The sequence below is a fragment of the Streptomyces sp. NPDC058284 genome (assembly GCF_042881135.1).
Classification (GTDB): Bacteria; Actinomycetota; Actinomycetes; order Streptomycetales; family Streptomycetaceae; genus Streptomyces.
The window spans coordinates 162,480-187,566 of the sequence record NZ_JBHVYE010000016.1 but is presented as its reverse complement, the minus strand read 5'-3'; the positions used below and the strand labels follow the sequence as shown (position 1 = coordinate 187,566).

The 25,087-nt window shown below is 72.7% G+C and carries 23 protein-coding genes and 1 pseudogene; 13 read left to right on the top strand and 11 right to left on the bottom strand.

The genetic code is table 11. The features are described from left to right. The first annotated feature begins 1 nt into the window (after position 1). From ACFVYR_RS23015 to ACFVYR_RS22980, 8 genes and pseudogenes are all read left to right on the top strand, one after another. Positions 2-1,132, top strand: a complete 1,131-nt coding sequence (locus tag ACFVYR_RS23015) for an ABC transporter permease (protein WP_384251662.1) — start codon at positions 2-4, stop codon at positions 1,130-1,132. After that, positions 1,132-2,034 (top strand): ABC transporter permease, encoded by a 903-nt coding sequence (locus ACFVYR_RS23010; protein WP_384251659.1) that lies wholly within the window; start codon positions 1,132-1,134, stop codon positions 2,032-2,034. The genes ACFVYR_RS23015 and ACFVYR_RS23010 overlap by 1 nt, the downstream gene beginning before the upstream one ends. Then, complete coding sequence (locus tag ACFVYR_RS23005) at positions 2,031-2,792, top strand: purine-nucleoside phosphorylase (RefSeq protein WP_384251657.1); 762 nt, start codon at positions 2,031-2,033, stop codon at positions 2,790-2,792. The genes ACFVYR_RS23010 and ACFVYR_RS23005 overlap by 4 nt, the downstream gene beginning before the upstream one ends. 49 nt (positions 2,793-2,841) lie before the next feature. Continuing rightward, positions 2,842-4,197 carry an amidohydrolase gene (locus tag ACFVYR_RS23000; RefSeq protein ID WP_384251655.1) on the top strand — a complete coding sequence of 452 codons (1,356 nt, stop codon included), beginning with the start codon at positions 2,842-2,844 and terminating at the stop codon, positions 4,195-4,197. Between the two features lie 61 nt (positions 4,198-4,258). Continuing rightward, positions 4,259-4,876, top strand: coding sequence for a sulfite oxidase-like oxidoreductase (locus tag ACFVYR_RS22995; RefSeq protein ID WP_384251652.1), 618 nt, complete (start codon positions 4,259-4,261; stop codon positions 4,874-4,876). Beyond that, complete coding sequence (locus ACFVYR_RS22990) at positions 4,869-5,636, top strand: ferredoxin reductase (protein ID WP_384251650.1); 768 nt, start codon at positions 4,869-4,871, stop codon at positions 5,634-5,636. The genes ACFVYR_RS22995 and ACFVYR_RS22990 overlap by 8 nt, the downstream gene beginning before the upstream one ends. Before the next feature lie 59 nt (positions 5,637-5,695). Further along, a pseudogene (locus ACFVYR_RS22985) lies at positions 5,696-6,184 on the top strand (FadR/GntR family transcriptional regulator); the annotation flags it as partial. Between the two features lie 151 nt (positions 6,185-6,335). Further along, positions 6,336-7,328 (top strand): PAC2 family protein, encoded by a 993-nt coding sequence (locus ACFVYR_RS22980; RefSeq protein WP_384251648.1) that lies wholly within the window; start codon positions 6,336-6,338, stop codon positions 7,326-7,328. Positions 7,329-7,404: 76 nt separating this feature from the next. Here ACFVYR_RS22980 and ACFVYR_RS22975 read toward each other — a convergent pair whose 3' ends face one another. From ACFVYR_RS22975 to ACFVYR_RS22955, 5 genes are all read right to left on the bottom strand, one after another. Beyond that, positions 7,405-10,464, bottom strand: coding sequence for an NPCBM/NEW2 domain-containing protein (locus tag ACFVYR_RS22975; protein WP_384251645.1), 3,060 nt, complete (start codon positions 10,462-10,464; stop codon positions 7,405-7,407). 187 nt (positions 10,465-10,651) lie between these two features. Continuing rightward, entirely contained in the window at positions 10,652-11,881 is a 1,230-nt protein-coding gene (mshC, locus tag ACFVYR_RS22970) for a cysteine--1-D-myo-inosityl 2-amino-2-deoxy-alpha-D-glucopyranoside ligase (RefSeq protein WP_384251642.1), read from the bottom strand. A gap of 133 nt (positions 11,882-12,014) precedes the next feature. Then, positions 12,015-12,836, bottom strand: a complete 822-nt coding sequence (locus ACFVYR_RS22965) for an SCO1664 family protein (RefSeq protein ID WP_384251639.1) — start codon at positions 12,834-12,836, stop codon at positions 12,015-12,017. Next, the gene (locus tag ACFVYR_RS22960) at positions 12,800-13,390 is read right to left on the bottom strand and encodes a DUF3090 domain-containing protein (RefSeq protein WP_384251636.1); all 591 of its coding nucleotides are present in this window, start codon (positions 13,388-13,390) and stop codon (positions 12,800-12,802) included. The genes ACFVYR_RS22965 and ACFVYR_RS22960 overlap by 37 nt, the downstream gene beginning before the upstream one ends. A gap of 125 nt (positions 13,391-13,515) precedes the next feature. Beyond that, on the bottom strand, positions 13,516-14,202 hold the full coding sequence (locus ACFVYR_RS22955) for a histidine phosphatase family protein (protein WP_384251634.1): 687 nt from the start codon (positions 14,200-14,202) through the stop codon (positions 13,516-13,518). A gap of 61 nt (positions 14,203-14,263) precedes the next feature. Between ACFVYR_RS22955 and corA the strand changes: the two genes are divergently transcribed. Beyond that, positions 14,264-15,265, top strand: a complete 1,002-nt coding sequence (gene corA, locus ACFVYR_RS22950) for a magnesium/cobalt transporter CorA (protein WP_384251729.1) — start codon at positions 14,264-14,266, stop codon at positions 15,263-15,265. Positions 15,266-15,313: 48 nt separating this feature from the next. Here the strand turns inward: corA and ACFVYR_RS22945 are convergent, their stop codons facing one another. After that, positions 15,314-16,567 (bottom strand): multidrug effflux MFS transporter, encoded by a 1,254-nt coding sequence (locus tag ACFVYR_RS22945; RefSeq protein WP_384251631.1) that lies wholly within the window; start codon positions 16,565-16,567, stop codon positions 15,314-15,316. A 77-nt stretch (positions 16,568-16,644) separates the two neighbouring features. On the opposite strand from ACFVYR_RS22945, the gene ACFVYR_RS22940 reads away from it, so the two are divergent. Then, a complete protein-coding gene (locus ACFVYR_RS22940; protein WP_384251628.1) occupies positions 16,645-17,127 on the top strand; it encodes a MarR family winged helix-turn-helix transcriptional regulator in 483 nt (160 codons plus the stop codon). Positions 17,128-17,158: 31 nt separating this feature from the next. On the opposite strand, the gene ACFVYR_RS22935 is transcribed toward ACFVYR_RS22940, so the two are convergent. The 3 genes from ACFVYR_RS22935 to ACFVYR_RS22925 form a co-directional block, all read right to left on the bottom strand. Further along, the gene (locus tag ACFVYR_RS22935) at positions 17,159-17,353 is read right to left on the bottom strand and encodes a hypothetical protein (protein WP_384251625.1); all 195 of its coding nucleotides are present in this window, start codon (positions 17,351-17,353) and stop codon (positions 17,159-17,161) included. A 115-nt stretch (positions 17,354-17,468) separates the two neighbouring features. Further along, positions 17,469-18,257, bottom strand: coding sequence for a ferritin-like domain-containing protein (locus tag ACFVYR_RS22930; RefSeq protein ID WP_384251622.1), 789 nt, complete (start codon positions 18,255-18,257; stop codon positions 17,469-17,471). Positions 18,258-18,510: 253 nt separating this feature from the next. After that, positions 18,511-19,566 carry an LLM class F420-dependent oxidoreductase gene (locus ACFVYR_RS22925; RefSeq protein ID WP_384251619.1) on the bottom strand — a complete coding sequence of 352 codons (1,056 nt, stop codon included), beginning with the start codon at positions 19,564-19,566 and terminating at the stop codon, positions 18,511-18,513. Positions 19,567-19,735: 169 nt separating this feature from the next. Here ACFVYR_RS22925 and ACFVYR_RS22920 point away from each other — a divergent pair, with 169 nt between their 5' ends. Both ACFVYR_RS22920 and ACFVYR_RS22915 read left to right on the top strand, forming a co-directional pair. Continuing rightward, positions 19,736-20,716, top strand: coding sequence for an aldo/keto reductase (locus tag ACFVYR_RS22920; protein ID WP_384251616.1), 981 nt, complete (start codon positions 19,736-19,738; stop codon positions 20,714-20,716). Continuing rightward, positions 20,713-22,926 carry a helix-hairpin-helix domain-containing protein gene (locus tag ACFVYR_RS22915; protein ID WP_384251613.1) on the top strand — a complete coding sequence of 738 codons (2,214 nt, stop codon included), beginning with the start codon at positions 20,713-20,715 and terminating at the stop codon, positions 22,924-22,926. Before ACFVYR_RS22920 ends, ACFVYR_RS22915 begins: the two co-directional genes overlap by 4 nt. 80 nt (positions 22,927-23,006) lie before the next feature. Here ACFVYR_RS22915 and ACFVYR_RS22910 read toward each other — a convergent pair whose 3' ends face one another. Next, entirely contained in the window at positions 23,007-23,810 is an 804-nt protein-coding gene (locus tag ACFVYR_RS22910) for a hypothetical protein (protein WP_384251611.1), read from the bottom strand. 47 nt (positions 23,811-23,857) lie between these two features. Between ACFVYR_RS22910 and ACFVYR_RS22905 the strand changes: the two genes are divergently transcribed. Then, a complete protein-coding gene (locus tag ACFVYR_RS22905; RefSeq protein WP_355810220.1) occupies positions 23,858-24,046 on the top strand; it encodes a DUF5703 family protein in 189 nt (62 codons plus the stop codon). An 85-nt stretch (positions 24,047-24,131) separates the two neighbouring features. Here ACFVYR_RS22905 and ACFVYR_RS22900 read toward each other — a convergent pair whose 3' ends face one another. Beyond that, positions 24,132-24,995, bottom strand: a complete 864-nt coding sequence (locus ACFVYR_RS22900; protein ID WP_384251608.1) for a chaplin family protein — start codon at positions 24,993-24,995, stop codon at positions 24,132-24,134. Positions 24,996-25,087 lie beyond the last annotated feature (92 nt).

Sequence of the window (25,087 nt, the reverse complement as noted above, 5' to 3'; positions counted from 1 at the left end):
CATGGCCGTCGAGAGCCTCTCCCGCCTGTACGGGGAGCACTCCCCCGTCCGGCGGGCCCTCACGTCGTCCGCCCTGCACTCCGTCGTCGCCGCCGTCCTCGTCGGGGCGCTGTTCCTCGTCGGCACGGGCGCCGAGCCGCTCGGCGCGTACGGGTCCGTCGTCAGCGGCTCGCTCGGGCCCGACGGGATCGGGTCGACGCTGACCACCGGGACGAGCATCCTGGGTCTCGCCGTCGCGCTCGCGATCCCGATGCGGGCGGGCCTGTTGAATCTGGGCGGCGACGGGCAGCTCGTGCTCGGCGGGATCGCCGCCGCGGCCACGGGTCTGTACGTTCCGGTGCCCGCGCCGCTCGCCGTGGTCGCCGCGCTGCTCGCCGGGATGCTGGCGGGCGCCCTGTACGCGGCGCTCGCCGCGGTCTGCCAGAACCGGTTCGGGGTGCCGCTGCTGGTGAGCAGTCTCCTGCTGAGCTACCCGGCGATGTCCTTCGCGTCGTACCTCGCACGGTTCCCGCTCAAGGAGGAGGGGTCGAGCCTCCCGCAGACCCGGCGGCTCCCGGCCGGCGTGGAGCTGCCCGCCTTCGGGTCGTCGACGGTCACGGTCGGGCTCGTGCTCGTCGTGATCGCCGCGGGCGTCTTCGTCTTCGCCGACGCCAGGACCGCCACCGGCTACGAGATCCGCATGACGGGGCTCAACCCGCGCTTCGCGGCGTACGCGGGCGTGGACGCGCCCCGGCTCACGCTGCGCCTCATGGCGGTGTCCGGCGCCGTCGCCGGGCTCGTCGGCGCGATCGGCGTGCTCAGCTTCCCGTACCGCTTCATCGACGGTTCGCTGACGGCCGCCGGGCACACCTGGACCGGTCTGACGGCCGCGCTCCTCGCCTCGGCCGCGCCGCTCGGCACCGCGCTCGCCGCGCTGTTCTTCGCCGCGCTCGACGTGGGCGGGCTCGCGATGGAGCGCGCCACGGAGGTGCCGCGCGAGCTGACGCAGGTGTTGCAGGCCGTCGTCATCGTCTTCCTGGCCGCGCGCCTGCGCTTCACCTGGCGGCGCGCGGCCAGGAAGGCCGTACCTCCGAAGGCTCCCACGGCCGCTACGGCCCCCGTGGCTCCCACCGCTCCTGAGGGGGACCTCTGATGTCCGTCGACTCCGCGCTGTTCCACTCGGCGCTCCTCGCCCTCACCCCGATCCTGCTCGCCGCGCTCGGCGGCGCGGTGTGCGAGCGGGCCGGCGTGTTCAACATCGGCCTCGAAGGTATGATGCTCGTCGGCTGCTTCAGCGCGGTCGCGGGCAGCTGGTTCACCGGCAGCGCGTGGCTGGGTGTCCTGTTCGCGGCCCTGTCGTCCGCCGCGTACGCGATGATCCTCGCCGTGGGGACCATCAGTCTGCGGGGCGACGCCGTCGTCCTCGGTGTCGCGCTCAACCTCCTCGCCGTCGGGCTCACGGGGTTCCTGCTGCGTACGGTCTTCGGCGTGCAGGGCACGTTCTCCGACCCGGACCTGGCGGGGCTCGGGACCGTCGACCTGGCCTTCCTCGGGCCCGTGCTGTCCGGGCACTCGCCGCTCGTGTACGTGTCGTGGGCGGCGGTCGCCGTCGCCGCCGTGTTCCTCGCGCGTCACCCGTGGGGGCTGCGGCTCCGCGGGGTCGGCGAGGCGCCGGACGCGGCGGCGACGCTCGGGGTGAGCCCGGTGAAGTACCAGTACGCGGCCGTCCTCACCGGCGGGCTGCTCTGCGGCCTCGCCGGGGCTCAACTCGCCCTCGGCAACGTCACGTTGTTCTCGGAGAACATGACGGCGGGGCGCGGCTGGATCGCCGTGGTCGCGGTGCTGCTGGGCCGGGCGCTGCCCCTGGGGGTGCTGCTCGCCGGGCTGCTCTTCGGGGTCGCGGAGGCGGTCGGGTTCCGGTTGCAGGGCAACGGTCTTCCGCCGCAGGCCACCGACGCCGCCCCCTACGTGGTGACCCTGGTCGCCCTCTTCCTTTCCACGGCGCGCCGCAGGCGCCGCAAGCAACCCGAGTCCCTCCTAGGAGCCTCCACATGACGTCGCTCACCGACGCGCTGCCCATCACCCGTGTCCCCCGCGCCGGCCTGCCCGCGCACGCGGTCGTCGTCGGCGACCCGGGCCGTGCGGCCGCCGTGGCCGATCTCCTGGCCGACGCGAAGGAGGTGTCGTACCACCGTGAGTACCGCGTCTTCGCCGGCACCTGGCAGGGCACGCCCGTCGTCGTCGCCTCGCACGGCGTGGGCGCGCCCGGCGCGATCCTCCTCTTCCAGGAGCTCGCCGAGGCAGGCGTCACGACGATCCTGCGGCTCGGCACGGCGGGTGCGATCCGCCCCGGCATCCGCGACGGCGACCTGGTCATCGCGGACGCGGCGGTGCGCGACGACGGCGTGACGCAGCAGCTGATCCCCGCCGAGTACCCGGCGTTCTCGGCGCCGGAGGCGGTGCTCGCCCTGGAGCGCGCGGCGCGGGCCGCCGCAGCCCCGTACCACCGTGGGGTGGTGTGGACGCGGGCCGCGTTCCAGCCGGGTTTCCTGCCGCTGCCCGGCGAGGCGTACGCGGCCGCCGGGATCGCCGCGATCGAGATGGAGCTCTCGGCGCTGTACGTCTTCGCGTCGACACACGGTCTGACCGCGGGCGGCGCCCTGGTCGTGGACGGCGCGAACGCCGACGAGCTCGTCGACAAGGACGCCACCGGCGGGTACGACCCGCACCGCGAGGTGGTCGCCGCCGGGGTCGACCGGGGTGCCCGGATAACCTTGGACGCGCTGCGCCTGCTGGCCTCCACCGAGCGCTGAACGACCGTAGCGATCAGCCCGAACCGAGGCGACCAGGGAGAACGGAACGATGCACCCCACTGACCTGCCGGCCCAGGACCGCGGCGGCTCCATAGACCTGCTGGTGCACGGCGGCGACGTGCTGACCGTCGACGCGGCGGGCACCGTCGTGAGGGACGGGGCGGTCGCCGTGCGCGGGGGCCGCGTCGTCGAGGTGGGGCCCGCGGAGCGGCTGCGCGCGGTGTACGAGGCGGCCGAGGAGATCGACGCGCGCGGCTGCCTCGTCCTGCCCGGCCTGATCAACACGCACACGCACCTCGCGATGAACCTGATGCGCGGCATCGCCGACGACGTCACGCTCCAGGGCTTCCTGGCCCGGGTCGTCCCGCGCGAGGCCGCGATCCTCTCGCCGGACACGGTGGCCACCGCGATGCGGGCCGCCGTCGCGGAGTCCGTACGGGGCGGGGTGACGACCGCGCTCGACATGTACTGGTTCCACGAGGCGGCCGAGGAGGCGGCCCGCGACGCCGGGTGGCGGCTGCTGACCGGGCCGACGTTCATGGACGTGCCGGGCCCGCCGGACGGCAGGCCCTACGAGGAGCGGCTCGGCTGGGCGACCGCGCACCTGAAGGCGTACGTTCCGGCGCCGGGCACCCGTCCCGTCGTCTGCGCGCACTCCGCGTACACGCTGGACCCCGCGCAGCTCACCGGGATCACCGCGCTCGCCCGGGAGCACGGCGCGCTGCTGCACATCCACGCGTCGGAGAACGCGGCGGAGGTGGCGACCGTCGTCGAACAGCACGGCGTGCGCCCCGTGGAGCTGCTCGACTCGCTCGGCGTGCTCGGGCCCGACACGCTGCTCGCGCACGCCGTGGACCTCACGGACGCCGAGATCGCGACGCTGGCCCGCACCGGCACGGCGGTGGCGCACTGCCCGGTGTCCAACCTCAAGCTGGGCTGCGGCATCGCGCGCGTGCCCGACCTGCTCCGCGCGGGCGTCACGGTCGGCCTCGGCACCGACGGCGCGGTGTCCTCCAACACGCTCGACCTGCTGGGCGCGGTGAGGGTCGCGGCGCTGGTGCACAAGGCGGGCGGCGACCCCACCGCGGTCGGCGCCGAGCAGGCCGTCCGGATGGCGACCGTCGAGTCGGCGCGTGCGCTCGGACTCGGTGACCGCCTCGGTTCACTGGAGGCGGGCAAGCAGGCCGACCTGATCGTCCTCGACCTGGACCGGCCGCACCTCGCGCCCCGGCACGACCCGTGGTCCACGCTGGCGTATGCGGCGTCGGCCGCCGATGTCCGGGACACTGTGGTGGACGGACGTGTCCTGATGCGCGACCGGACCCTGCTCACCCTCGACGAGCAGGCCGTCCTGCGGGCCCTCCAGGACGCGGCGACCGCCTCCGAGGCGGCACCGGTCTCCTGACCCGCAGCCCCGGACCGAAGTGACAGCAACCCCCGAGAGCTCCCGAAGTGGCACCCACCGCATGACGTTCGAACCCACCCGCGGCTTCACCGGCCGCGCCCGAGCCGCCGACCGCGACCCGCGGCTGCCCCCGGGGCAGTACGACGCGGGCGACGGCTGGCCCGTCCTGTCCGCCGAGGTCACCCCGCGGCTCGCCGCCGCCGACTGGACGTTCCGCGTCGACGGTCTCGTCGCGGCCCCGCACACCTGGAGCTGGGACGAGGCGCACGCACTGCCCGCGTCCGAGTACCGGGGCGACATCCACTGCGTGACGAGCTGGTCCAAGTTCGGGGTGCGGTTCGGCGGGGTGAGCCTGGACACGTTCCTGGCCGCGGCCCGCCCGCTCCCCACGGCGGCGCACGTCGTCGCGTACTCGCACACCGGCTACACCACGAACCTCCCGCTGTCCGACGTGACGGACGGCAAGGCGTGGATCGTCTGGGAGTACGGCGACGGGCCGCTGCCCGCCGAGCACGGCGGCCCGGCCCGGCTGATCGTCCCCCACCTGTACTTCTGGAAGAGCGCCAAGTGGGTGGCGGGGCTCCGGCTCCTCGACCGCGACGAGCCCGGCTTCTGGGAGCAGAACGGCTACCACCACCGGGGCGACCCGTGGGCCGAGGAGCGTTACGCCGGTGACTGACCTCACGAATCCCGGACCCGATGAGCGTTTCGTGCCGCCGACGGCGTTCGCCGTGCCCGGCCGCATCGCGGTGAGCAACCGTTCCGCGGCCATGTGGCAGCGGGCGACAGTCGTGGAGATCCGCCGCGAGACGCCGCTCGTGTCGACGTTCCGCCTGAAGGTGCCCGACTGGCAGGGGCATCTGCCGGGCCAGCACCTGATGCTGCGGCTCACCGCCGAGGACGGCTACGTCGCCCAGCGCCACTACTCGATCGCCTCCGCGCCCGACGAGAGCGGCGAGATCGAGCTGACCCTCGACCACGTGCCGGGCGGCGAGGTGTCGGGGCACCTGCACACCGTGGCGCACGTCGGCGACACCGTCGAGGTGCGCGGGCCGCTGTCCGGCTTCTTCGCCTGGCCGGGCGACCGTCCCGCGCTGCTCCTCGGGGCCGGCTCCGGCGTGGTGCCGCTGATGTCGATGGTCCGCCACCACCGGCTCGCCGGGCTCGCCGTGCCGGTGCGCCTGATCGTGTCGGCGCGCACGCCCGAGGACCTGATCTACGCGGACGAGTACGCCGACGAGACCACCGTCGTCCTGACCCGGTCCGAAGGCCGCCTGAACGCCGGCCACTTGGCGCCCCACCTGGACGCGGCAGGACGGCCCGAGGGCGGCTGGGAGGCGTACATCTGCGGCTCCAACGGGTTTGCCGAGCACGCCTCGCGCCTCCTTGTGGAGGGCGGCCAGCCGGTGGACCGGATCCGGATCGAGCGCTTCGGCTGACCCGCTCCCCCGTCTCTCCGTACGAGGCGACCGCGCCGCGGTCCATAATCGCCTGGCGCGACGGCACGTACGTCACCAGTTTGGACCCCCAACTCCTCCTGGAGGCGCTGAGTTTCGTCGTCGACTTCCACCGCGACGACACGGTCCTGGAGTTCCTCGCCGTGCGCCGGACCCTGGAACCGGCCGCCACGGCGATGGCCTGCGCCCATCTCACCGACGCCGAACTGGACGCGCTGGGCGGGCAGTTGGACGCGCTGGGCGCCGCGCCGTCCGTGGAGGAGCTGGTCGCCTGCGACCTGGAGTTCCACCGCGGCATCGTCCAGTCCTGCGGCAACTCCGTGCTGTGCTCCCTGCTCGACGGCCTCTCCGGGCCCACCACCCGGGCTCGCGTGTGGCGCGGCCTGACCCAGGAGGACGCCGTCAGCCGCACGCTGCACGAGCACCGGGCGATCCTCGCCGCGCTGCGGGACCGCGACGCGGAGGCGGCCAGGTCGTGGGCGACGGTGCACATCGCGAGCGTCGAGCAGTGGCTGCGCTCCACGCTGTGACACCGCCCCGCTGCCCTGCGTGAAACCGTCGTTTCCCGGGCCCGGACGTGGGCAGTGATCACGCACTCCCCCACGCAAGGGGGCTGCGGAGGGACCCCGTGGACGCCGTAAGGTTGGGGGGTACGCAAGGGAACGTCGGAAGGAGGCCTGGGTGATCGAGCTCGAGGGGGTACCCGAGCTGGTCGACCCGGTCATGGTGGCCGCGTTCGAGGGCTGGAACGACGCCGGTGACGCCGCCTCCGCCGCGGTCGCGCATCTCGACAAGGAGTGGAAGGGCGAGGTGTTCGCGGCGCTGGACGCCGAGGACTACTACGACTTCCAGGTCAACCGGCCGACGGTCTGGCTCGACGGCGGGGTGCGCAAGATCACCTGGCCGACGACGCGTCTCTCGGTGGTCCGCGTCGGCGGCGACAAGCCCCGCGACCTGGTCCTGGTGCGGGGCATCGAGCCGTCCATGCGCTGGCGGTCGTTCTGCAACGAGATCCTGGGCTTCGCGCACGAGCTGGGCGTGGAGCTCGTGGTGATCATGGGGGCGCTGCTCGGCGACACCCCGCACACGCGCCCCGTCCCGGTCAGCGGCGTGACGTCCGACCCGGACCTGGCGCGCACCATGGACCTGGAGGAGACGAAGTACGAGGGTCCGACGGGCATCGTCGGCATCCTCCAGGAGGCGTGCACCCACGCGGGCGTTCCCGCCGTGAGCCTGTGGGCGGCCGTCCCGCACTACGTGTCGCAGCCGCCCAACCCCAAGGCCACCCTGGCGCTCCTCAACCGCCTGGAGGACCTGATCGGCCTGCGCATCCCGCTGGGCGAACTGGCCGAGGACGCGCGCGCCTGGCAGGTGGGCGTGGACCAGCTGGCGGCCGAGGACAGCGAGGTCGCGGAGTACGTCCAGTCGCTTGAGGAGGCGCGGGACACCGCGGAGCTCCCCGAGGCCTCCGGCGAGGCCATCGCCCGCGAGTTCGAGCGGTATCTGCGACGCAGGGACGGCGGTGACGGAGGGGCGTATCTGCGGGACGCGCCCAGCGACCGCACCCGGCCCCCGAAGCCGAAGCCCACACAGCGGCCCGGCCAGGGCGCGGAGGGCGAGAGCGACGGCGACGATTCCGGCCCGTCCGGCACGTCCGATTCCCCGGACGACTGAGGACCGTCTCGGCGTACGCACCGTCCGTGGGGCGGCGCCGGGCGGGGTACGTCCCGTCCGGCGCCGCCCAACTGCTCTACGCGCAGGTGAACTTGGCCGCGGCCCAGTCCGCGTGGTCCCCGCTCCTGGAGTTGTTGGTGTCCGTCACCTTCAGCCGGACGTGCCGGGCGCCGCGCACGTCGACGTCGACCGGGACGGTCGCCGACGCACCCGTCACCTTCGGTGACGTCCACAGCGCCCTGCCGTCGGCCTCGACCGAGAAGGCGACCTCTCCATAGCCGTTGATCTCGTCGTCGATGCCCGCGTCCGCGGTGAACTTCGAGCAGCGGCCGCCCGGGTAGACCTCGATGACGGAGTCGGCGTGCGTGCCGATCCCCTTCTCGTACGTCTTGCCCGCGAGGGTCAGTGTCCGGCCGTCGCCCGCCCCCGACTCGCCGTTGCTGCGGTCTCGTTCGGCGGGACCGTAGCCGTTGGTGGACGTCAGCCACGCCATGTCGCTCGCCCAGGTGTCCTTGCCGGGCGCTTCGGGCACCACTGCGAGCGCGAACCGTGCGGTGGCGGTGCGTTCCTGGCCCGCCGAGCGGTAGCGGGCGCTCGCGGTGAGCGGCAACTCGCCCGGTTCCGCGTCCTTGGCCGGGGTGACGGCGAGCTCGACGCGGCGCGTGGTCCCGGCGGGGATCCGGCCGGCCTGCGCGGCGGTGACGGTCCACCCCTTGGGCGCGTCGAGGGTGACATCGACGCCGGTGGCGGCCCTCGTGCCCGCCGTGACGTCGACGGCTACCTTGCCGGGGGTGCCCGCGCCGAGCTCCTGACCGGCCGGTACGTTCACCGCGGCGGTAGCGCCGGACACGGCGCCGCCGACGGCGCTGGTGTCGTCGAGCGTCAGCCCGAAGGAGCGGTCGGTGCGCCGCGAGGCCGTCTTCACCCGCACGACCCCGCCCCGGTCGTCCCGGTCGTAGAACCAGCCCTGCCGGGCGCTGTCGTACGCGCTCCTCGACGTGAACCGCGGCAGCCGGTGCCCGTCGAGCGCGACCCGGCTCGGCGCGTCCCCGGTGTGCAGCGTGAACGCGTAGGGCCTGCTGCGCTGCTTGCCATCGAACTCGCCCTTGTTGGCGCCGATCCGCACGCTCACGTCGCCCGCCCCGGAGCGCGGCGCCCGCACGTCCGCACGCTGCGTGGCGTACTTTCCGACGCGGTGCTGCCGGGTCACGCCGTCGTCCTCGTACAGCTCGAAGGACGACCGGCCCTGCGGGTAGATGTCCCAGGCGAGCGGGGAGTCCGCCTTGCGGTCCTGGTAGGACCGTATGCCGCCCGGCCACATCGGCACGCTCGCGCCGCCCTTGACGAAGAGGGGCAGTGTGTCGAGGGGGGCGCTGTAGCCGTCGATCGTGGTGGGCCCCTGGTAGGTCCGCCCGGTCCAGTAGTCGGTCCAGGTGCCCTTGGGCAGGTAGATGCCGTCGCGGGTGGCGGTGTCCCGGTAGACGGGCGCGACGAGGAAGTCCTCACCGGTCAGGAACTCGTACTTGGCGGCGTCGGTCGCGGCCCTGGGGTCATGGGGGTACTCCAGGGCCAGCGGCCGCACCGCGCCCACACCGGTCCTCGTCGCCTCGTGGGCGTACGAGTAGAGGTAGGGCAGCAGCGACTCGTGCAGCTTCAGGTACTTGCGGTTGATGGAGGTGTAGGGCTCGCCCTGTCGGAAGGGCTGCTTGTCGGTCGCGGCCCAGCCGTCCATCGTCATCGTGACCGGCAGGAACATCTTCCACTGCAGATCGCGAACGTACGTCTTGGGGCTGCCGCCGAAGATGCCGTCGACGTCACCGGTGGTGTAGGCGAGACCGGACATGGTCGACCCGGCGTACGTCGGGATCTGCCAGCGGATGTACTCCCAGCTGCCGCTCTGGTCGCCGGACCACTGCACGCCGCAGCGCTGCGCGCCGGACCAGCTCTCGGGGGCCCAGGTGAAGCCGCGGGCATCGCTGTTGTCCTCGATGCCGCGGTAGGCGTCCTTGCAGCCGTCGAGTGCCTTCTTGTAGCCGTCGCCCACCCAGGCGACGTCGAGCTTGGCGACGCGCTGGCCCGCCCTGACCTGCTCGGCGATCTTGTCGAGGCCGTCCTCGGTCCACAGCCCCATCTTCATCCTGCGGTCCGCCAGGCCCTTGGAGACCTCGGCGAGATTCTCGTAACCGCAGCCGTAGCCGTCGTTGACGAGCATCCAGCCGTTGGGCATGTCGTGCTCGACATAGCCGTCGGCGACCTTCAGGGCATCCAGGGTGTGGCGCTCACCGCGGTTGGCGTTGTGGAGGTAGCAGTCCGCGTCGCCGATCTCCATGCCGTAGACGGGCGGCATGAAGGGCTTGCCGGTGAGCTTCGTGTACTGCCCGATGACGTCCTTGGCCGCGTCGTCGCCGCGCCCCGCGAAGTAGTAGGCGTCGAAGCGCTGTTCCGCAGCGGTGGCGGTCACGGGCTCGGCGAAGTCGTACGTGTTGGGGGCGTAGGTGTTCCGGAAGACGCCGTACCCGGCCGAAGACAGGTAGAAGGGCACGGAGTTGGGGTGCCCGCCGTCGTCCCAGTCGTAGTCGACGCCGACCTCGACCTTCTTGCCGCGGTGCGAGGTGTTGCCGCGGCCGTTCTGCATCCCGGCCCCGTAGAACTGCTCGTCCGCCCCGCGCGCAAGGCTCTGCGTGGTGGCGTCCTTGGTCCAGGAGAGCCCCTTGGACTCGGCCCAGACGCGGCTGCCGTCGGCCCGGTACAGGGCGAAACGCAGCGGCGACTTGTAGGCGCGCAGCGTCACCTCGGAGGTGCTCAGCTCGTAGCGGTCGCCCTTGTCCGCCCACGAGGTGCGCGGCGCCTTGCCCTGCGGCAGGACGATGTCCTTGCCCGCCGGGTCGGTGAACGTCCCGTCGGGCGCGAGTTCGAGCCGGAAGGTCCCGGCCGACACGAAGCTGACGCGGGCCTCGGCCCGGCCCGCGGTCAGCCGGTAGACGGGTCCTTCGTGAGCGAACCCGGTGACGTCACCGACGGTGGTCGCGGGCTCGTCGGCGGCCCGCGCGGAGCCGCCGCCGGGCCCCGCGAAAGCCACGAGAAGGCCCAGGAGGGCGGCAGCGGCCGCCGATCTGCAGCGCGTGGAAGATCTCATGGCGGAGGTCTAGCGCTTCGACCGGCCCCGGGGCCATGGACTTTGCTGCCCTGCTCGTGGACTTCCGGCGGCGCACCCGCCCTGCCGGGCGGACCCGCACACGAAAAGCCGGACGGGCGGAAGATTCCAGCCCGTCCGGCGATTGAGGACGAGCCCGCAGGGCGATCGACCTCAGCGAGGACGACAGCTACAAGGCCACGCCGAGCAGCGCGTCCACGGCACGGGATACGACGCCGGGCGCGCCCTCGTCCGAACCGCCGTCGGCGTCCTGACGGGCGGCCCAGGCGTCGACCGCGGCGAGCGCCTTCGGCGCGTCCAGGTCATCGGCGAGGGCCTCGCGGATCTCCTCGACGAGCGCCTCGGCGGAAGGCCCGTCGGGACGGGAGACGGCCGCACGCCACCGGCCGAGCCGCTCGACGGCCTCCGCCAGAACCGCGTCCGTCCACTCCCAGTCCGCGCGGTAGTGGTGCGCGAGGAGGCTGAGGCGGATGGCGGCCGGGTCGACCCCGTCGCGCCGCAGCTTGGAGACGAAGACGAGGTTGCCCTTGGACTTGGACATCTTCGCGCCGTCCAGGGCGACCATGCCGGCGTGGACGTACGCCTTGGCGAAGGGGAACTCACCGGTCAGCGCCTGGGCGTGGGACGCGCCCATCTCGTGGTGCGGGAAGGCGAGGTCCGATCCGCCGCCCTGCACGTCGAAGCCCATGCCCAGGTGGTCCAGGGCGATGGCGACGCACTCGATGTGCCAGCCGGGCCTGCCGCGGCCCAGCGAAGCCCCGTCCCAGCTCGGCTCGCCCTCCCGGGCGGCCATCCAGAGCATCGGGTCGAGCGGGTCCTTCTTGCCCGGGCGGTCCGGGTCGCCGCCGCGCTCGGCGGAGAGCAGCTTCATGGCGGCGGCGTCGAGCCCGGACACCTCCCCGAAGTGCGGGTCCGACTCGACGGAGAAGTAGACGTCGCCATCGAGCTCGTAGGCGGCTCCCATGTCGCGGAGCCGTTCGACGAGCGGCACGATGCCGGGTATCGCCTCGACGGCTCCGATGTAGTGCTGCGGCGGCAGGAGCCGCAGCGCGGTCATGTCCTCGCGGAACAGCGCGGTCTCGCCCTCGGCGAGTTCGACCCAGTCCTTGCCGTCGCGGTTGGCGCGTTCCAGGAGCGGGTCGTCCACGTCGGTCACGTTCTGGACGTAGTGAACCTGCCGCTTGGTATCGAGCCACACGCGTTGCACCAGGTCGAACGCGTTGTAGGTCGCCGCGTGACCCATATGGGTCGCGTCGTACGGGGTGATGCCGCAGACGTAGATACGGGCGACGGGACCGGGGTCGAGGGTGACGAGTCCACCGGTCGCGGTGTCGTGGATCCGGAGGTCGCGGCCCTTGCCAGGAAGGGCGGGGACCTCAGAAGCGGGCCAGGCATGCATGCCCTGAGCCTAACCGGACGGGGCGTCCGCATACGAGTGGGGATCAACGAATCGGTGTCCGGTTCCGCACTCTTGCCGGATCCGGCGCTATGTGCCGTGCCCGTCGGCACCGGGCCGGGCCCCGCTGCTCGGGCTAGACGGGCGGCCAGGGAATCGGCGGCCAGTCCCCCGTCGGCTCCGGATGGCGCCCCGACCGCAGCAGGGCCGCCACCCGGCCCCGCAGCGCCTCGGTCTCCGCGGGGGTGATCAGCCCGGCCAGCCGCTCGGCCAGCGCGCCGCCCTCCTTGAGCCCGTCCCGCAGGGTCCCCAGTACCTCGACGGCCTCGTCCGTCAGGGGCTCCCCCGCCCACCCCCACAGCAGCGTGCGCAGTTTGTTCTCGGCGTGGAAGGTGACGCCGTGGTCGATGCCGTAGAGGCGGCCGTCGGCGGCCAGCAGATGGCCGCCCTTGCGGTCGCTGTTGTTGATCACCGCGTCGAGGACGGCGAGGCGGCGCAGCCGTACGTCGTCGGCGTGCACGAGGAGCGCCGTCCGCTCCTCGTCGACGCGCGCGAAACCGACCGCTTTCCAGCCCTCGCCCGGTTCCTCGCCGTCGACGAGGGCGAGCAGCTCCGTGTCGTCCGAGCCCTCGATCCACAGCTGGCACATGCCCTCGCCGTGCGGTCCCTGGCGCAGCACGGTCGGCGGCACCAGGTCCCAGCCGGTGGCCAGCGACACCTCGTACGCGGCGACCTCGCGCTGCGCGAGCGTGCCGTCGGGGAAGTCCCACAGGGGGCGCTCGCCGGCGACGGGCTTGTAGACGCAGGCGGCTTCTCGGCCCTCGTACGCGACCGTGCAGTACAGCACCGCGTTCGAGGCCTCGCGGATGCGTCCGCGCACGGTCAGCTCCCCGCGGGTGAGGAGCGCGACGTGGTCGGTGCTCACGCTCCCCGCCGGTATCCGTTCTGGCGCGGGCATACATGTCCTTCCGGGTCGAGCGGGAGGCTGCACAGCGGGCACGGCGGGCGTCCCGCGTTCACCACGTCGAGGGCCCGCTTGGTGAAGGCGCGGGCCTGCGCCCCGGTGAGCCGGACGCGGAGCATCGGCGGGCCGTTCTCCTCGTCCTGCAGGAGCTTCTCCTCGGCCGCCGCCAGATCGTCGTCGGTCTCGGCGTCCAGCTCGACGAGGGCCTGGGCCTCGACGATCATCCGCTCCTCCTCGCCGTCCCAGGCGAGCGCCATCGTGCCGACGCGGAACTCCTCCTCGACGGGCGAGTCGAGCGGCGCGCTGTCGGTGACCTCGGAGGGGGCGACGGCCGGCACCGCGGCGCTGCCCCCGCTGCGGCGTACGACCTCGTCGAGGAGTTCCTCCATGCGCTCGGCGAGCGCGGCCACCTGGGTCTTCTCCAGGGCGACGCTGGTCACCCGGACGCCCGCGGAGGCCTGCAGGAAGAAGGTACGCCGTCCGGGCAGCCCGACCGTTCCCGCGACGAAACGCTCCGGCGGGTCGTAGAGGAACACCTGACGGGACACGTCCTGTCTCCATTGATCGACTGCAAAGTACGGGGGTGTCGCGACGGCTTCGCCGCGACGGCTGAACGGCTGCGGACGGGCTGCGGGGGCAGCTCCGGCCCGCCTCACCCTACTGCGGGCGACGATCACGGTGCGCCCGCACCGCCTCCCACCGTGGCGTCGGCGCCCGTCGCGTCCTCGCGCGGGGCCAGCGAGGCGAAGTCGCCGGTGTCCCCGAGGCGTACCAGGAAGGGCCGTAGCCGGGTGTAGCGGATGGCGGTGACGGAACAGGGCTCCACTGAGATGCGCTGGAACAGGTCGAGGTGGAGGCCGAGGGCCTCGGCGACGAGGGACTTGATGATGTCGCCGTGCGAGCACATCAGGTAGACGGCGTCCTCGCCGTGGTCGCGCTCCACGCGCGCGTTCCACTCGCGTACCGCCTCGGCGGCCCGCGTCTGCATGGCCCGCATGGACTCGCCGCCGGGGAACGCAGCGGCGGACGGGTGGCGCTGGACGACCTCCATCAGCGGCTCGTCGGAGAGTTCGGCGAGCTTGCGGCCCGACCAGTCGCCGTAGTCGCACTCCCCGATGCGGTCCTCCGTGTGCTCCTGGAGGCCGGGGCGGGCGGCGAGCAGCGGCGCCACGGTCTCCCGACAGCGCTGCAGGGGGCTCGTGACGACCTCGGCGAGGGGCAGCGCGGCGAGCCGTCCGGGCAGCGCGGCGGCCTGCGCGGCGCCCCGCTCGTCGAGGGCCACACCGGGGGTCCACCCGGCGAGCAGACCGGCGGTGTTGGCGGTGGAGCGTCCGTGCCGGACGAGGATCAGCGTGGGCATGCGGTTCAGCCTAAGCGGCTCAGGGGGTGCGAAACCCGGATGGCCGGGAAGAATGCGCGGTGTGATCGTCGACTGCGCCATTTACCGAGAGGGACGCCGCACCCAGGGCCCCGAGGACTTCTCCGCTGCCCTCGACGAGGCGAGAGCCTCGCGGGAGGCGTTCGTGTGGATCGGTCTGCACGAACCGACGGAGGACGAGTTCGACAAGGTCAGCCAGGAGTTCGGGCTGCACGCGCTGGCCGTGGAGGACGCCCTCAAGGCCCACCAGCGGCCCAAGCTAGAGGTCTACGACGACTCGCTGTTCATGGTGCTCAAGCCGGTCGTGTACGAGCAGGACAGCGACACCGTCTCCTCCGGCGAGGTCATGATCTTCATGGGCGACTCGTTCGTGGTGACCGTCCGGCACGGCGAGGGCGCGCCACTGGGAGCCGTACGCCATCGCCTGGAGGCCGATCCTGACGTCCTCAGGCACGGGCCCACATCTGTCCTGTACTCGATCGCCGACGCCTCCGTGGACCACTATCTGGAGGTCGCCGACGAGCTTCAGGCCGACCTCGAGGTCCTCGAGGCGGAGGTGTTCTCGCCGGACGGCGGCAGTTCCTCACGGAACACGGCGTCGCGGATCTACACCTTCAAGCGGCAGATCCTGGAGTTCCGCAGGGCGACCGGACCGTTGGCGCTGCCCGTGGCGCGCCTCTCCGGAGCGGGCCCTTTCGGCCCCTCGGTGCCCTTCGTGGACGAGACGGCGCAGCCCTTCTTCCGTGACGTCAACGACCATCTAACGCGCGTCAACGAGTCCGTGGAGGGCCTTGACCGGCTGGTGTCGGACATTCTGAACGCGCATCTGGCGCAGATGAGCGTGCGGCAGAACGACGACATGCGGAAGATCTCGGCGTGGGCCGCCATGGCCGCGGTCCCCACGATGATCGCGGGCATCTACGGGATGAACTTCGACCACATGCCCGAGCTGCACTGGGTGTGGACCTACCCGGCCGTGATCCTCCTGATGGCCGGCATGGAAGTCGTCCTGTACCGGATGTTCAAGCGCCGCGGCTGGCTGTAGGGGGCCGGGAGCGCCCGGGATCCGTCCTTCTGCGGAGTGCGCGGTGTCTCATGGGACCCGATCGGCCGGCGGCCGGTCTCGTCCGGTCAAGCACAGTGCGAGCGTGGCCATCAGGGCGCAGCCGGTCATGCCGAGGAACAGCGGCACGACGGTATGTCCGCCTGCCACGCCCATCAAGGGAGCGACGGCCGCTCCGAGGATGCTTTGCAGTGTGCCGAGCACTGCCGAACCGGTGCCGGCCGCGTGTGGTACGCGTGTGAGGGCGAGTGCGGGGGCGGTGGCGAAGACCTGCCCGAGGCCGAGGAAGCCGATGCCGACCAGGCCGAGGGCCCACACCCGGTTGAGATTTCCTGTGGCGGTGACGAGTAGGGCGAGGGCGCTCGACATCAGGAGCACGGCAAGGCCGGTGTGCAACAGGAGCCGGGAGCCATAGCGGCTCACGAGGCGGGTCGCGGCGGCGCTGGAGGCGGTCGCGGTGAGGGCGCCGACGGAGAAGGCCATGGACGCGTCGCCGACGCTGAAGCCCAGAACGTTCTGCAGCAGGAAGGGGGAAGCGGCGATGTAGCAGAACAGGGTGGCACTGGCGAAGCAGAAGGCAAGTGTGTGGCCGAGGTAGAGGCGGTCGGTCAGGACCGACACGGCGGCCTTGAGCGTGGTCCGGATGCCGCGGGCGTGTCGGTGTTCGCCGGGCAGGCTCTCCGGAACGAGGAGCAGCGCGGCCAGGAACATGAGCGCGGTCACGCCGGCCAGCACCCAGAAGACCGTGCGCCAACCGCCGGAGCCGTTCACTATGGCCCCGCCGGCCAGCGGCGCCACGATGGGCGCGCTGCCGCCCAGGGCCATCAGCATGCCGAAGATCTTTGTGGCGGCCGTGCCGGACGCGATGTCCGAGACCACGGCACGGCCGACGACTACGGCTGCGGCCCCGCTGAATCCCATGAGGAATCGCAGGCCGGTCAGGAGTTGGATCGAGGGGGCGACGGCGCACAGCGCCGTGACCAAGGTGCAGATGCCGGTTCCGAAGAGGATCGGCTTCCGGCGTCCGTACCGGTCGGAGAGAGGGCCGAGGATCAGTTGGCCGACGGCGAGGCCCAAGAGGAACGTGGTGAGGGTGAGTTGGACGCCGGCGGTGTCCGTGGACAGGTCCCGGGCCATGGCAGGAAAGCCCGGAAGGTACATGTCCGTGGAGAGTGGGATCACGAAGGACAGCAACGCGAGGGTCGTGGTCAGGCGACCCGGCGGGGACGGGGGCGCCGGCTTCGGCACCGGCCGGCCGGCTTGGCTGCGGGCATGGGTGGTCACGGTCGCTCCGGGGGAGGAAGGGCAACAAGGCAAGGTGACTATAGTTATATAGCTATAGGGAAAGCTAGGATGGGAGGGTGACCAAGGGCAATAGCGAACTCCACGACCAAGCGCTCCTGCGCGAAGCCAGGCAGCTGACCCCCGCCGTCTATGCCCTCGCCCGCGTCCTGCGGCTGCGGGGGGTCGAGGAGGCGGGGCTGCTTCCGCTACCGCCGTCGGACCTGGAAGTTCTGCGCTATGTGCTGGAATCCCCGGGCACAGGAACGGGCGAACTCGCGCGCGAACTCGGGCTGCACGGGAGCAACGCCAGTACCGCCGTGCGGGGTCTGGTCGCCCAGGGGTTGATTCGACGCGAGACCGATCCTCACGACCGTCGAGCCGTTCGGCTGTTTCCGACGCTGGACGCCCAGCACGGAATGGCTCGGATCGAGAATGCCTGGGCCGCCCTGTTCGCCGATGCCCTGGCCGCGCTGCCCGCCGATGACCGTGCCGCCCTCGCCGCCGCGACACCCGCACTGCGAGCTCTCGGCTCCACCTTGCGAGCCCTCCGCCGCGACTGACAGCCCTGCGGCCGGGACCGAGGTGGTGTCGCTAGCGGCGGTTGAGGGCGGCGGGGTCGATGGCGACGTGCAGCCGGAACGATGCGCGCTGCCGGCGGGCGCCGGGGGCGGGCCACATGATCAGCGATTCCCCGTAGAGCTCGTAGCGATACCGCCGGTCTTCGAGAAGTGCGAGGACGTCGGCGACGGTCCACGGGCCGTTGTGCTCGGTGGTGGCGACGCTCATGCCGGACCTCCTTCCTCCGCCTCCTTCGTGCTGCTGTAGGCCCGGTGTGACGCACGGCCTGGTCCGCTGTCGCCGGTTACGCCTGCGCGGCCGGGCCCCGGCCCCGCCCCCGAGGTCAGGCGAACTCGGGGGCCGGTGTCGCGGGGCCGCCCAGGGCGTCGCGCCGCGTGGGCGTCTTCAGACAGACCATCCGCCGCCAGCCGCAGGACCGCTCGAAGCCGTACATGGCGTGCACCCCCGCGGTGAGCAGCTGGCGCTTGGCGTGCGGCCAGTGGAGGATGCGTCCCATGCGGTCCAGCACGGCGAGGCTCACATCGCGGTGGACGCGGATCTCGGTGAGCGCGCACTCGCGCAGGATGCGCTGGATGGCGCGGCCGTGCCCGACGGACGCGAACCGCAGCAACTCCTCGTGGCAGTACGCCAGGTGGTTGTCCTCGTCGTGGGAGATCATCCGTACCGCCCGGCCGATGTCCGGGTGGTCGGCGAAGTACCTGAGCAGCAGCCGCATCTGCTCGGACGCGCGCTGCTCGGTGACCCTGCTGTGCGCGAGGTACGTGACGAGGTCCCGCACGGTGAGCGGCCTGTCGGTCTTCAGCCGGTCGTGGGCGAGGCCGATGCCGTGCCGCTCGAGGAGCATCGTGTAGTCGGTCTCGTGCGGGACATCGGCCGGCCGCAGGCCGCGCTTCTTGAGCAGCGCGTGGAAGATCCTGCCGTGCTTGTCCTCGTCGGCGCCGTGCCGGGCGATCTTGGGGGCGAGCGCGCGTTCGCTCTCCGGGACGAGGGCGGCGATGCGGCCGTTCTCCCAGCCGCCCTGGGCCTCGCCGCTCGCGGCGATGGAGCAGAAGAGCCGGAACGACTCGTCGTGGTCGAGGATCTCCCCGAAGACAGCCTTGGCCGACAGCATCAGCCGACACCTCCATGCCCTGTGCGTGAACCTCCCCTCAGGCCACTCAAGTGCGAGGTTCCCCGCCGGGCAACAGGTGTACGGGTCCGCTCCGCCGAACGAAGGACACCCCGCCGCCGCCAGGCCGTAACCGCGGGCCCCCGTGGTGCGTTGTTCTCCGTGACGGCCGTGGCGGGGAAGACCCCCCGAGCCCCCACCACGGCCGCGGACTTCCCCGCTTGCCTCTTCCCTTACGTTGCCTTGCGCTCGCCCCTCACGTGAGGTCGGCGCGCTCCAGTGCCTCGGTGCCTGCGCGTAGCGCGGTGAGCCGCTCCTCCAGCGTGAAGCCCGCGGGGGCCAGGGTGAGCGTGGTGACGCCGGCCGCGGCGTAGGCCCGCATCCGGTCGGCGATCCGGTCCACGGAACCGAGCAGCGTGGTCGAGTCGATCAGCTGCCGCGGCACGGCGGCGGCAGCGCCGTCCTTGTCGCCGTCCAGGTACTTGTCCTGGATCTCGGCGGCCTCCTTCTCGTATCCCATGCGCCGCGCCAGCTGGTTGTAGAAGTTCTGCTTGCGGCTGCCCATGCCGCCTACGTACAGCGCCGTGTACGGCCGGAACATGTCGGCGAGCGCGTCGACCTGTGAGTCCTCGCCGACGGCCAGCGGCAGCGTCGGGACGACGTCGAAGCCCTCCATCGTCTTGCCGGCCTTCTCACGCCCGGCGCGCAGGTGCCGGATCGCGGTGTCCTCGAGGTGCTCGGCGGCCGGGAAGATCAGCAGGGCGCCGTCGGCGATCTCGCCGGTCTGCTCCAGGTTCTTGGGGCCGATCGCGGCGACGTACAGCGGGATGTGCTCGCGCTGCGGGTGGACGGTCAGCTTGATGGGCTTGCCGGGGCCGCCGGGCAGCGGCAGCGTCCAGTGCTCGCCCTCGTAGGAGAGGCGCTCGCGGGTCATGGCCTTGCGGACGATCTCGACGTACTCACGCGTGCGGGCCAGCGGCTTGTCGAACTTCACGCCGTACCAGCCCTCGGAGACCTGCGGCCCGGAGACCCCGAGGCCGAGGCGGAAGCGGCCGCCGGAGAGCGAGTCGAGGGTGGCGGCCGTCATCGCGGTCATCGCGGGCTGCCTGGCCGGGATCTGGAAGATCGCGGATCCGATGTCGATGCGTTCGGTCTGCGCCGCCACCCAGGACAGCACCGTCGCGGCGTCCGAGCCGTACGCCTCGGCGGCCCAGCAGACCGCGTAGCCCAGTTTGTCGGCCTCCCTGGCGACGGCGAGATTGTCCGCGTCCATCCCGGCGCCCCAGTAGCCGAGGTTGATCCCGAGCTGCATGACCGATCCCCTTACCGCTGTACTCATGAGTAACGTGCCTGTGCGGGGACTGTAGCGCGCGGTGCGTGATCCGTCAGGAGCGCCGGGAAGGGTGGTGCGGTTCTCCACAATCGCTGGTTTGTCCACAGGCCCGCCCCTCGCCGGGATCCGGCCAGTAATCTCAGCGCCCATGGAGCAGAGGCATCTCGGCCGCACCGGCCTTCGCGTGTCCCGCATCGGACTCGGCACCCTCACCTGGGGTCACACCGAGGAGAACGACGCCGCCGACCTGTTGAAGGTGTTCTGGGAGGCGGGCGGCACCCTCGTCGACACGGCCGATGTGTACGGCGACGGGGAGGCCGAGTATCTGCTCGGGCGCCTGATCGAGCGGCTCGTGCCCCGGCGCGACCTGGTCATCGCGACCAAGGCCGGCAGCGTGCCGGACCCCGAGCGGCGCTTCGACGGTTCGCGCGGCCATCTGCTCGACGCGCTCGACGCCTCACTCATCCGGCTCGGCACGGACTACGTGGACCTGTGGCAGGTGCACGCCTTCGACCCGGCGACACCCCTGGACGAGACCTTGCAGGCCCTCGACATAGCGGTCAGCAGCGGACGGGCCCGCTATGCGGGGGTCTCCAACTTCTGCGGCTGGCAGCTCGCCAAGGCCGCGACCTGGCAGCTCGCCCTGCCGGGCACCCGCACCCGGCTCGCCAGCACGCAGATGGAGTACTCCCTGCTGCAACGCGGCGTGGAGCGGGAGGTGCTGCCCGCCGCCGTCGACCTGGGGGTGGGTCTGCTGCCCTCGTCACCGCTCGGCCGCGGCGTCCTCACCGGCAAGTACCGCCGCGCGACGCCCGCCGACTCGCGCGGCGGCTCCGACCAGCTGGCACCCTTCGTCGCGCCCTACCTGGACGACGCGGCGGGCCGCATCGTCGACGCGGTCGCGACGGCCGCCGACGGGCTCGCCGCCTCCCCGCTCCAGGTCGCCCTCGCCTGGGTGCGCGACCGCCCCGGCGTGACGGCCCCGATCGTCGGCGCGCGCAACGCGCAGCAGCTCACGGCGGCATTGTCAGTGGAGACCCTTAGTCTTCCTGACGAGATCTGCCAGGCGCTCGACGACGTGTCGGCGCCCGTGCACCGCTATCCCGATCACGACTGGAGCACGCTGTGAGTACGGAACCCGCCGCCGCAGAGGACCCGGGGGCCGCTGCCGCGGAGCAGACGGAGTCGCCGGGCGCGCAGGACGCCGCGCCGGAGGCACCGGAGGGCGGCGCCTCCGCCGACGCCCCGGACGCGGGCACCAGCGAGGGCACGGACGCGGGCGAGGCCAAGGGCGAGAGCACCGAGCTGTCCGAGACCGAGGCCGAGATCGCCGCACAGCGGGAGCTGCGGGAGCGCATCGAGCAGCGGAAGGCGTCGAAGGAGGGCCCGATCGAGGCGGGCACGAAGCTGAGCGGCACCGCCGCCGACCTGCTCGCCGCCGTGCGCGCCGTGGAGAGCGGCGAGAAGCCCGTCGCGAGCGCCTTCCGCGATCCGGAGCCCGCACCCCGCAGGCCCGCCCCGTCCCACGCTCCCGAGCCCGTGCGTCCGCGGCAGACCGCGTCGGCGCAGCCCGCCGAGGAGACCGTGCAGGAGATCCGTGCCGTGCTCGCCGAGGGTGGCGCGCCCGCCGCTCTCGCGGAGCAGGCGGCGGCCGTGCTCGGCGAGGGCGCCGGGGAACGACTGCGCGCGGACCCCTGGCAGTTGCTGCGGGTCTCCGGGGTGCGGCCCGAGCAGGCCGACGGGTTCGCCAGGGCCCTGCTCGGCCCGGAGTGCGGGCCCGGTGACGAGCGCAGGGGCCGCGCGATCACCGTATGGCTCCTGGAGCAGGCCGCCGTCGCGGGGCACACGGCGCTCGACTCCGCCGCGCTGATCGCCGCCCTCGGGCAGCGTGCGGTGCCTGATCCGGACGCGGCCGTGCAGAGTGCCGTCGCCGAGGGCGACGCCCTGGTCTTCCAGGACGCCCTGGAAGGCGCCGATGTGCCCGTCCAGCGCTCCGACGAGGGCGCCCATGAGGGTGCGGAGGACGCGGACGGCGAGCCCGAGCGCCCGGTCCGGATCCTGATCGGACTTGAGCGGTACGCGCTCGCGGAGGAGAGCCTCGCCGACGGCCTCGCCCGGGTGATCAACGCGCTGCCCAAGGAGGAAGGACCGGGCCCCGCGGCCGACTGGGAGAGCGCCGCGGCCGGGGCGTCGGGGTCCGCGGCCGAGCTGATCCGCGCCGTCGCCGGGCACGGCCTCGTGCTGCACTCCGGCGGCGAGGAGGCGCGCGCCGAGCCCGCCACGCTGGTGGCCGCGGCGTCGGCCATGGGCCTGCGGGTGTGCGCCGCCGCCCACAGCGCCGACGGACGCGCCCGCCTCGCACGGGCGAGCGGCGCGGAGGGGGCCGCGGTGACCGTGGCGGGGCTGCTCTCCGGCGCCGAGGGTCCCGGCCGCGACGCGGACGGCGCGCTCGCCCTCGACCTCCTGGTCGTCCTGGACGCGCCGCAGCTGGACGTGGAGGCCGCGGCGATGCTCGTCGAGTCCCTGCCGGACGGCGCCCGCCTGGTGCTCAGCGGCGATCCCGGGGTGCTGTGGTCCGCGGGCCCCGGCCGCGTCTTCGCCGACCTCGTCGCCGCGCGTTGCTGCCCGCAGGTCGTCTCGCGCACCCCGGACCCGGGGCCCATCGGCGAGCTGACGTCCGGCATCGGCATCGGCGAGCTGAACCAGGTCGACGCGCCCGGCAAGGAGGTCGTCCTCGTCCCGGTGCGCGACGCCGCGGAGGCGATCCACCGCACCGTGCAGCTCGTCGCGGACTCGGTGCCGAGGGCGATCGGGGTGCCCGCCGAGCAGACGCAGGTCATCACGCCGGGACACGGCGGCGCCGCGGGCACCCGGGCGCTCAACACCGCGCTGAAAGAACGGCTGAATCCGGGCCCCGGCCGCTTCGGCGGCTTCGACCCCGCCGACCGCGTCGCGCACGTCCCGGCGGCCGGCCGTACCGTGCTCGGCCGTGTGGTGCGGGCCGACGCGGAGGGGCTGCACCTGGAGTGCGACGGCGCCCCCGTGGTCGTACCCAAGGAGCGGGTGGAGCGGGAGGTGCGGCACGCGTGGGCGCTCACCGCGCACCAGGCGGCCGGGCTGCGCTGGCCCGCGGTGGTCGTGGTGCTGCCGGGCGACGCGGCACAGGTACTGACCCGGCCGTGGGTGTACACGGCGTTCACCCGCGGGGAGCGGCACCTGTCGGTGGTGCAGGGCGTGGAGCAGGCGCTGCCGCGCGCGGTGGCGGAGCGCCTCTGGAAGGACCGTACGACGCGCCTGCAGACGCTGCTGCGCCCGCAGGTGCCTGCGGCGACGGCCTGAGCGGGCCGCTTCCGCGGTGAGTGCGCCCGCCGCCCCGAGTCAGCGGCGGCGGGCGCAGAAGCGATACGCCGGGAGGGCCGTCAGCGGCCGGCCCTGTGGACGTCCCGCCCTTCCTCGTCCGCCTCACCCTCGTCACCGGCGTCCTCATCGCCGTCGGCGTCGATCTCGTCGATCTCGTCGATCTCGTCGATCTCGTCGATGGGGACGGCCACATCCGGGTCGATGTCGATGTCGACGTCCGTGTCGAGGCCGTCGAGCCCGAGCCCCTCGTCGTCCAGTTCGTCGTCGAAGACCACGCTGACGTCGAACCGGCACACGACGCGGTGCGGGTCCGCCTGGTCGAAGGGGGCGTCGAGCCACTCCCCCGGCTCGGCGGGGGTGTCCACCGCGGTGACCCAGAGCGTGGAGTCGCCCTCCTCCAGGCCGAACTCCTTGTGCCGTGAGGAGATCTCGTCCGGTTCGAACTCGCCGAAGAGGACGCCGAGCGCACTGTGCACGGTGTCGGCCGAGCCGGCGCCCCGTCCCACGCCCGCGTCGAGGTCGGCGACCCGCTGGGCCTGGGCGAGCAGCCGCTGCGGCTCCGCCACGGTGTAGTCGCGGCGGATCAGCACGCTCAGCGCGTTCGCCTCCTCCGGGCCCTGGTACGGCGGGAGCGCGTCCTCCGTGCCGGGGATCTCGAAGGGCGTGACCTCGTCATAGCGGTCGTAGAGGAGTTCGTCGTACTCCTCGGCCGCGGAGGCGAGTGCGTTGAACGCTTCGTAGACGGCCGGATCGTCCTCGCCCGACCTGCGTTCGACCGCGGCCAGGTGGCGGTCGAGCGCGGTCTTGACCGCCTCGGCGGCGGCGCGTACCTCGGCAGCGGTGGGCTGCGCAGCATCAGACATAGTGCAGACGCTATCCGTACCGGGCCCATGCCCGCACAATAGATGCGATGCCGGAATACGAATTTGTCGACGTGTATGTACCGCGCGGGGTCACCCGCAAGGAAGCCACACGCCTGCTGACGGACCACGCCGAGTACGGACACTGGGAGTTGGACCGCCTGAGACTGCACCCCGACGGCAGCCGCAGAGTGCGGCTGAAGCGACGGATCATCCGCCAGGTGAGGGCTACCTGGTGAGAGCCGTGCGCCGGGCCTGGACGCGGAACGGAGCGGCTCCCGCCGTCGCGGGACCCGCTCCGTTCGCCTGCCCGTGGGCGGCGGCTCAGCCGGTGGCCCGGGCCCGCCGGTAGAGCACGGTGCCCGCGAGCAGCGCGCCCGCGCCGAGCGGCAGCGCGAGGCCGAGCGGCAGCTCGCTGCCGGTCGACGCGAGCTGCGCGAGCCCCTCCGGCGGAACCAGTCGCGAGGTTCCCTCCGGCGGTACGAGCTGCGAGGTTCCCTTGGGCGGCGTGAGGTTCTGCGCGCCCGGGTGGTTCGGGACGACGTGGTCCTCGGCGCTGCCCGGCGGCCGGGGAGCGTGCGGCTTCCCGGGCTTGCCGTGGTCGTCCGGGCCTCCGGGCTTGCCCGGGTGCTCGGGCTTGCCCGGGTGCTCGGGCTTGCCCGGGTGACCGGGCTTCCCCGGGTGCTCGGGCTCGCCCGGGTGGCCGGGGTGCGTCGGGGGCTTTCCGTGGCCCGGCGGCGTCACCGACGTGCCGGGTTCGTTGGCGCATTCGTTGCCCATGGCCGTGTTGCCGAGGCCGCCGATGGTGACGCTGTTGCCGCAGACGTTCACGGGGACGTCGATCGGCAGCTGCACGTTGTTGCCGGAGCCGACGCCGGGTGAGTTGCTGCTGCTCCCGTGCGCCGACGCTCCGCCGCCCGACTTGTGCGGGCCGCCGCCCCCTCGGGAGGGGTTGGCGCAGTGGTTGCCCGCCGCCGGGTTGAGGACGCCGACCACGTTCACGGTGTTGCCGCACACGTTGACCGGGACGTCGACGGGGAGCTGGACGGAGTTGCCCGACGCCACGCCGGGCGAATCCGAACTGCTGCCGACGGCTCCTGAATCCGCGTGTGCGTAACCGCCGGTCGCGGCGAGAACGCCGGTCGCGGCCGCCACAGTCATCAGGCCTTTGCGCGTGACCTGTCGCATAGCTGTTTCCTGCCTTTTGCCTACCGGAAGACGCCCGGACGTATTCGCCCGGACGTGGAATGCCCGTCGGCCCCGGAGTGCATGGCACGCAC

Excerpts from the sequence above, each read along its gene's own strand:
- ACFVYR_RS23015 (WP_384251662.1), top strand. The coding sequence starts at position 2 with ATGGCCGTCGAGAGCCTCTCCCGCCTGTACGGGGAGCACTCCCCCGTC.
- ACFVYR_RS23010 (WP_384251659.1), top strand. The coding sequence starts at position 1,132 with ATGTCCGTCGACTCCGCGCTGTTCCACTCGGCGCTCCTCGCCCTCACC.
- ACFVYR_RS23005 (WP_384251657.1), top strand. The coding sequence starts at position 2,031 with ATGACGTCGCTCACCGACGCGCTGCCCATCACCCGTGTCCCCCGCGCC.
- ACFVYR_RS23000 (WP_384251655.1), top strand. The coding sequence starts at position 2,842 with ATGCACCCCACTGACCTGCCGGCCCAGGACCGCGGCGGCTCCATAGAC.
- ACFVYR_RS22995 (WP_384251652.1), top strand. The coding sequence starts at position 4,259 with ATGACGTTCGAACCCACCCGCGGCTTCACCGGCCGCGCCCGAGCCGCC.
- ACFVYR_RS22975 (WP_384251645.1), bottom strand. The coding sequence starts at position 10,464 with ATGAGATCTTCCACGCGCTGCAGATCGGCGGCCGCTGCCGCCCTCCTG.
- mshC (WP_384251642.1), bottom strand. The coding sequence starts at position 11,881 with ATGCATGCCTGGCCCGCTTCTGAGGTCCCCGCCCTTCCTGGCAAGGGC.
- ACFVYR_RS22965 (WP_384251639.1), bottom strand. The coding sequence starts at position 12,836 with ATGCCCGCGCCAGAACGGATACCGGCGGGGAGCGTGAGCACCGACCAC.
- ACFVYR_RS22955 (WP_384251634.1), bottom strand. The coding sequence starts at position 14,202 with ATGCCCACGCTGATCCTCGTCCGGCACGGACGCTCCACCGCCAACACC.
- ACFVYR_RS22935 (WP_384251625.1), bottom strand. The coding sequence starts at position 17,353 with ATGAGCGTCGCCACCACCGAGCACAACGGCCCGTGGACCGTCGCCGAC.
- ACFVYR_RS22930 (WP_384251622.1), bottom strand. The coding sequence starts at position 18,257 with ATGCTGTCGGCCAAGGCTGTCTTCGGGGAGATCCTCGACCACGACGAG.
- ACFVYR_RS22925 (WP_384251619.1), bottom strand. The coding sequence starts at position 19,566 with ATGCAGCTCGGGATCAACCTCGGCTACTGGGGCGCCGGGATGGACGCG.
- ACFVYR_RS22920 (WP_384251616.1), top strand. The coding sequence starts at position 19,736 with ATGGAGCAGAGGCATCTCGGCCGCACCGGCCTTCGCGTGTCCCGCATC.
- ACFVYR_RS22910 (WP_384251611.1), bottom strand. The coding sequence starts at position 23,810 with ATGTCTGATGCTGCGCAGCCCACCGCTGCCGAGGTACGCGCCGCCGCC.
- ACFVYR_RS22905 (WP_355810220.1), top strand. The coding sequence starts at position 23,858 with ATGCCGGAATACGAATTTGTCGACGTGTATGTACCGCGCGGGGTCACC.
- ACFVYR_RS22900 (WP_384251608.1), bottom strand. The coding sequence starts at position 24,995 with ATGCGACAGGTCACGCGCAAAGGCCTGATGACTGTGGCGGCCGCGACC.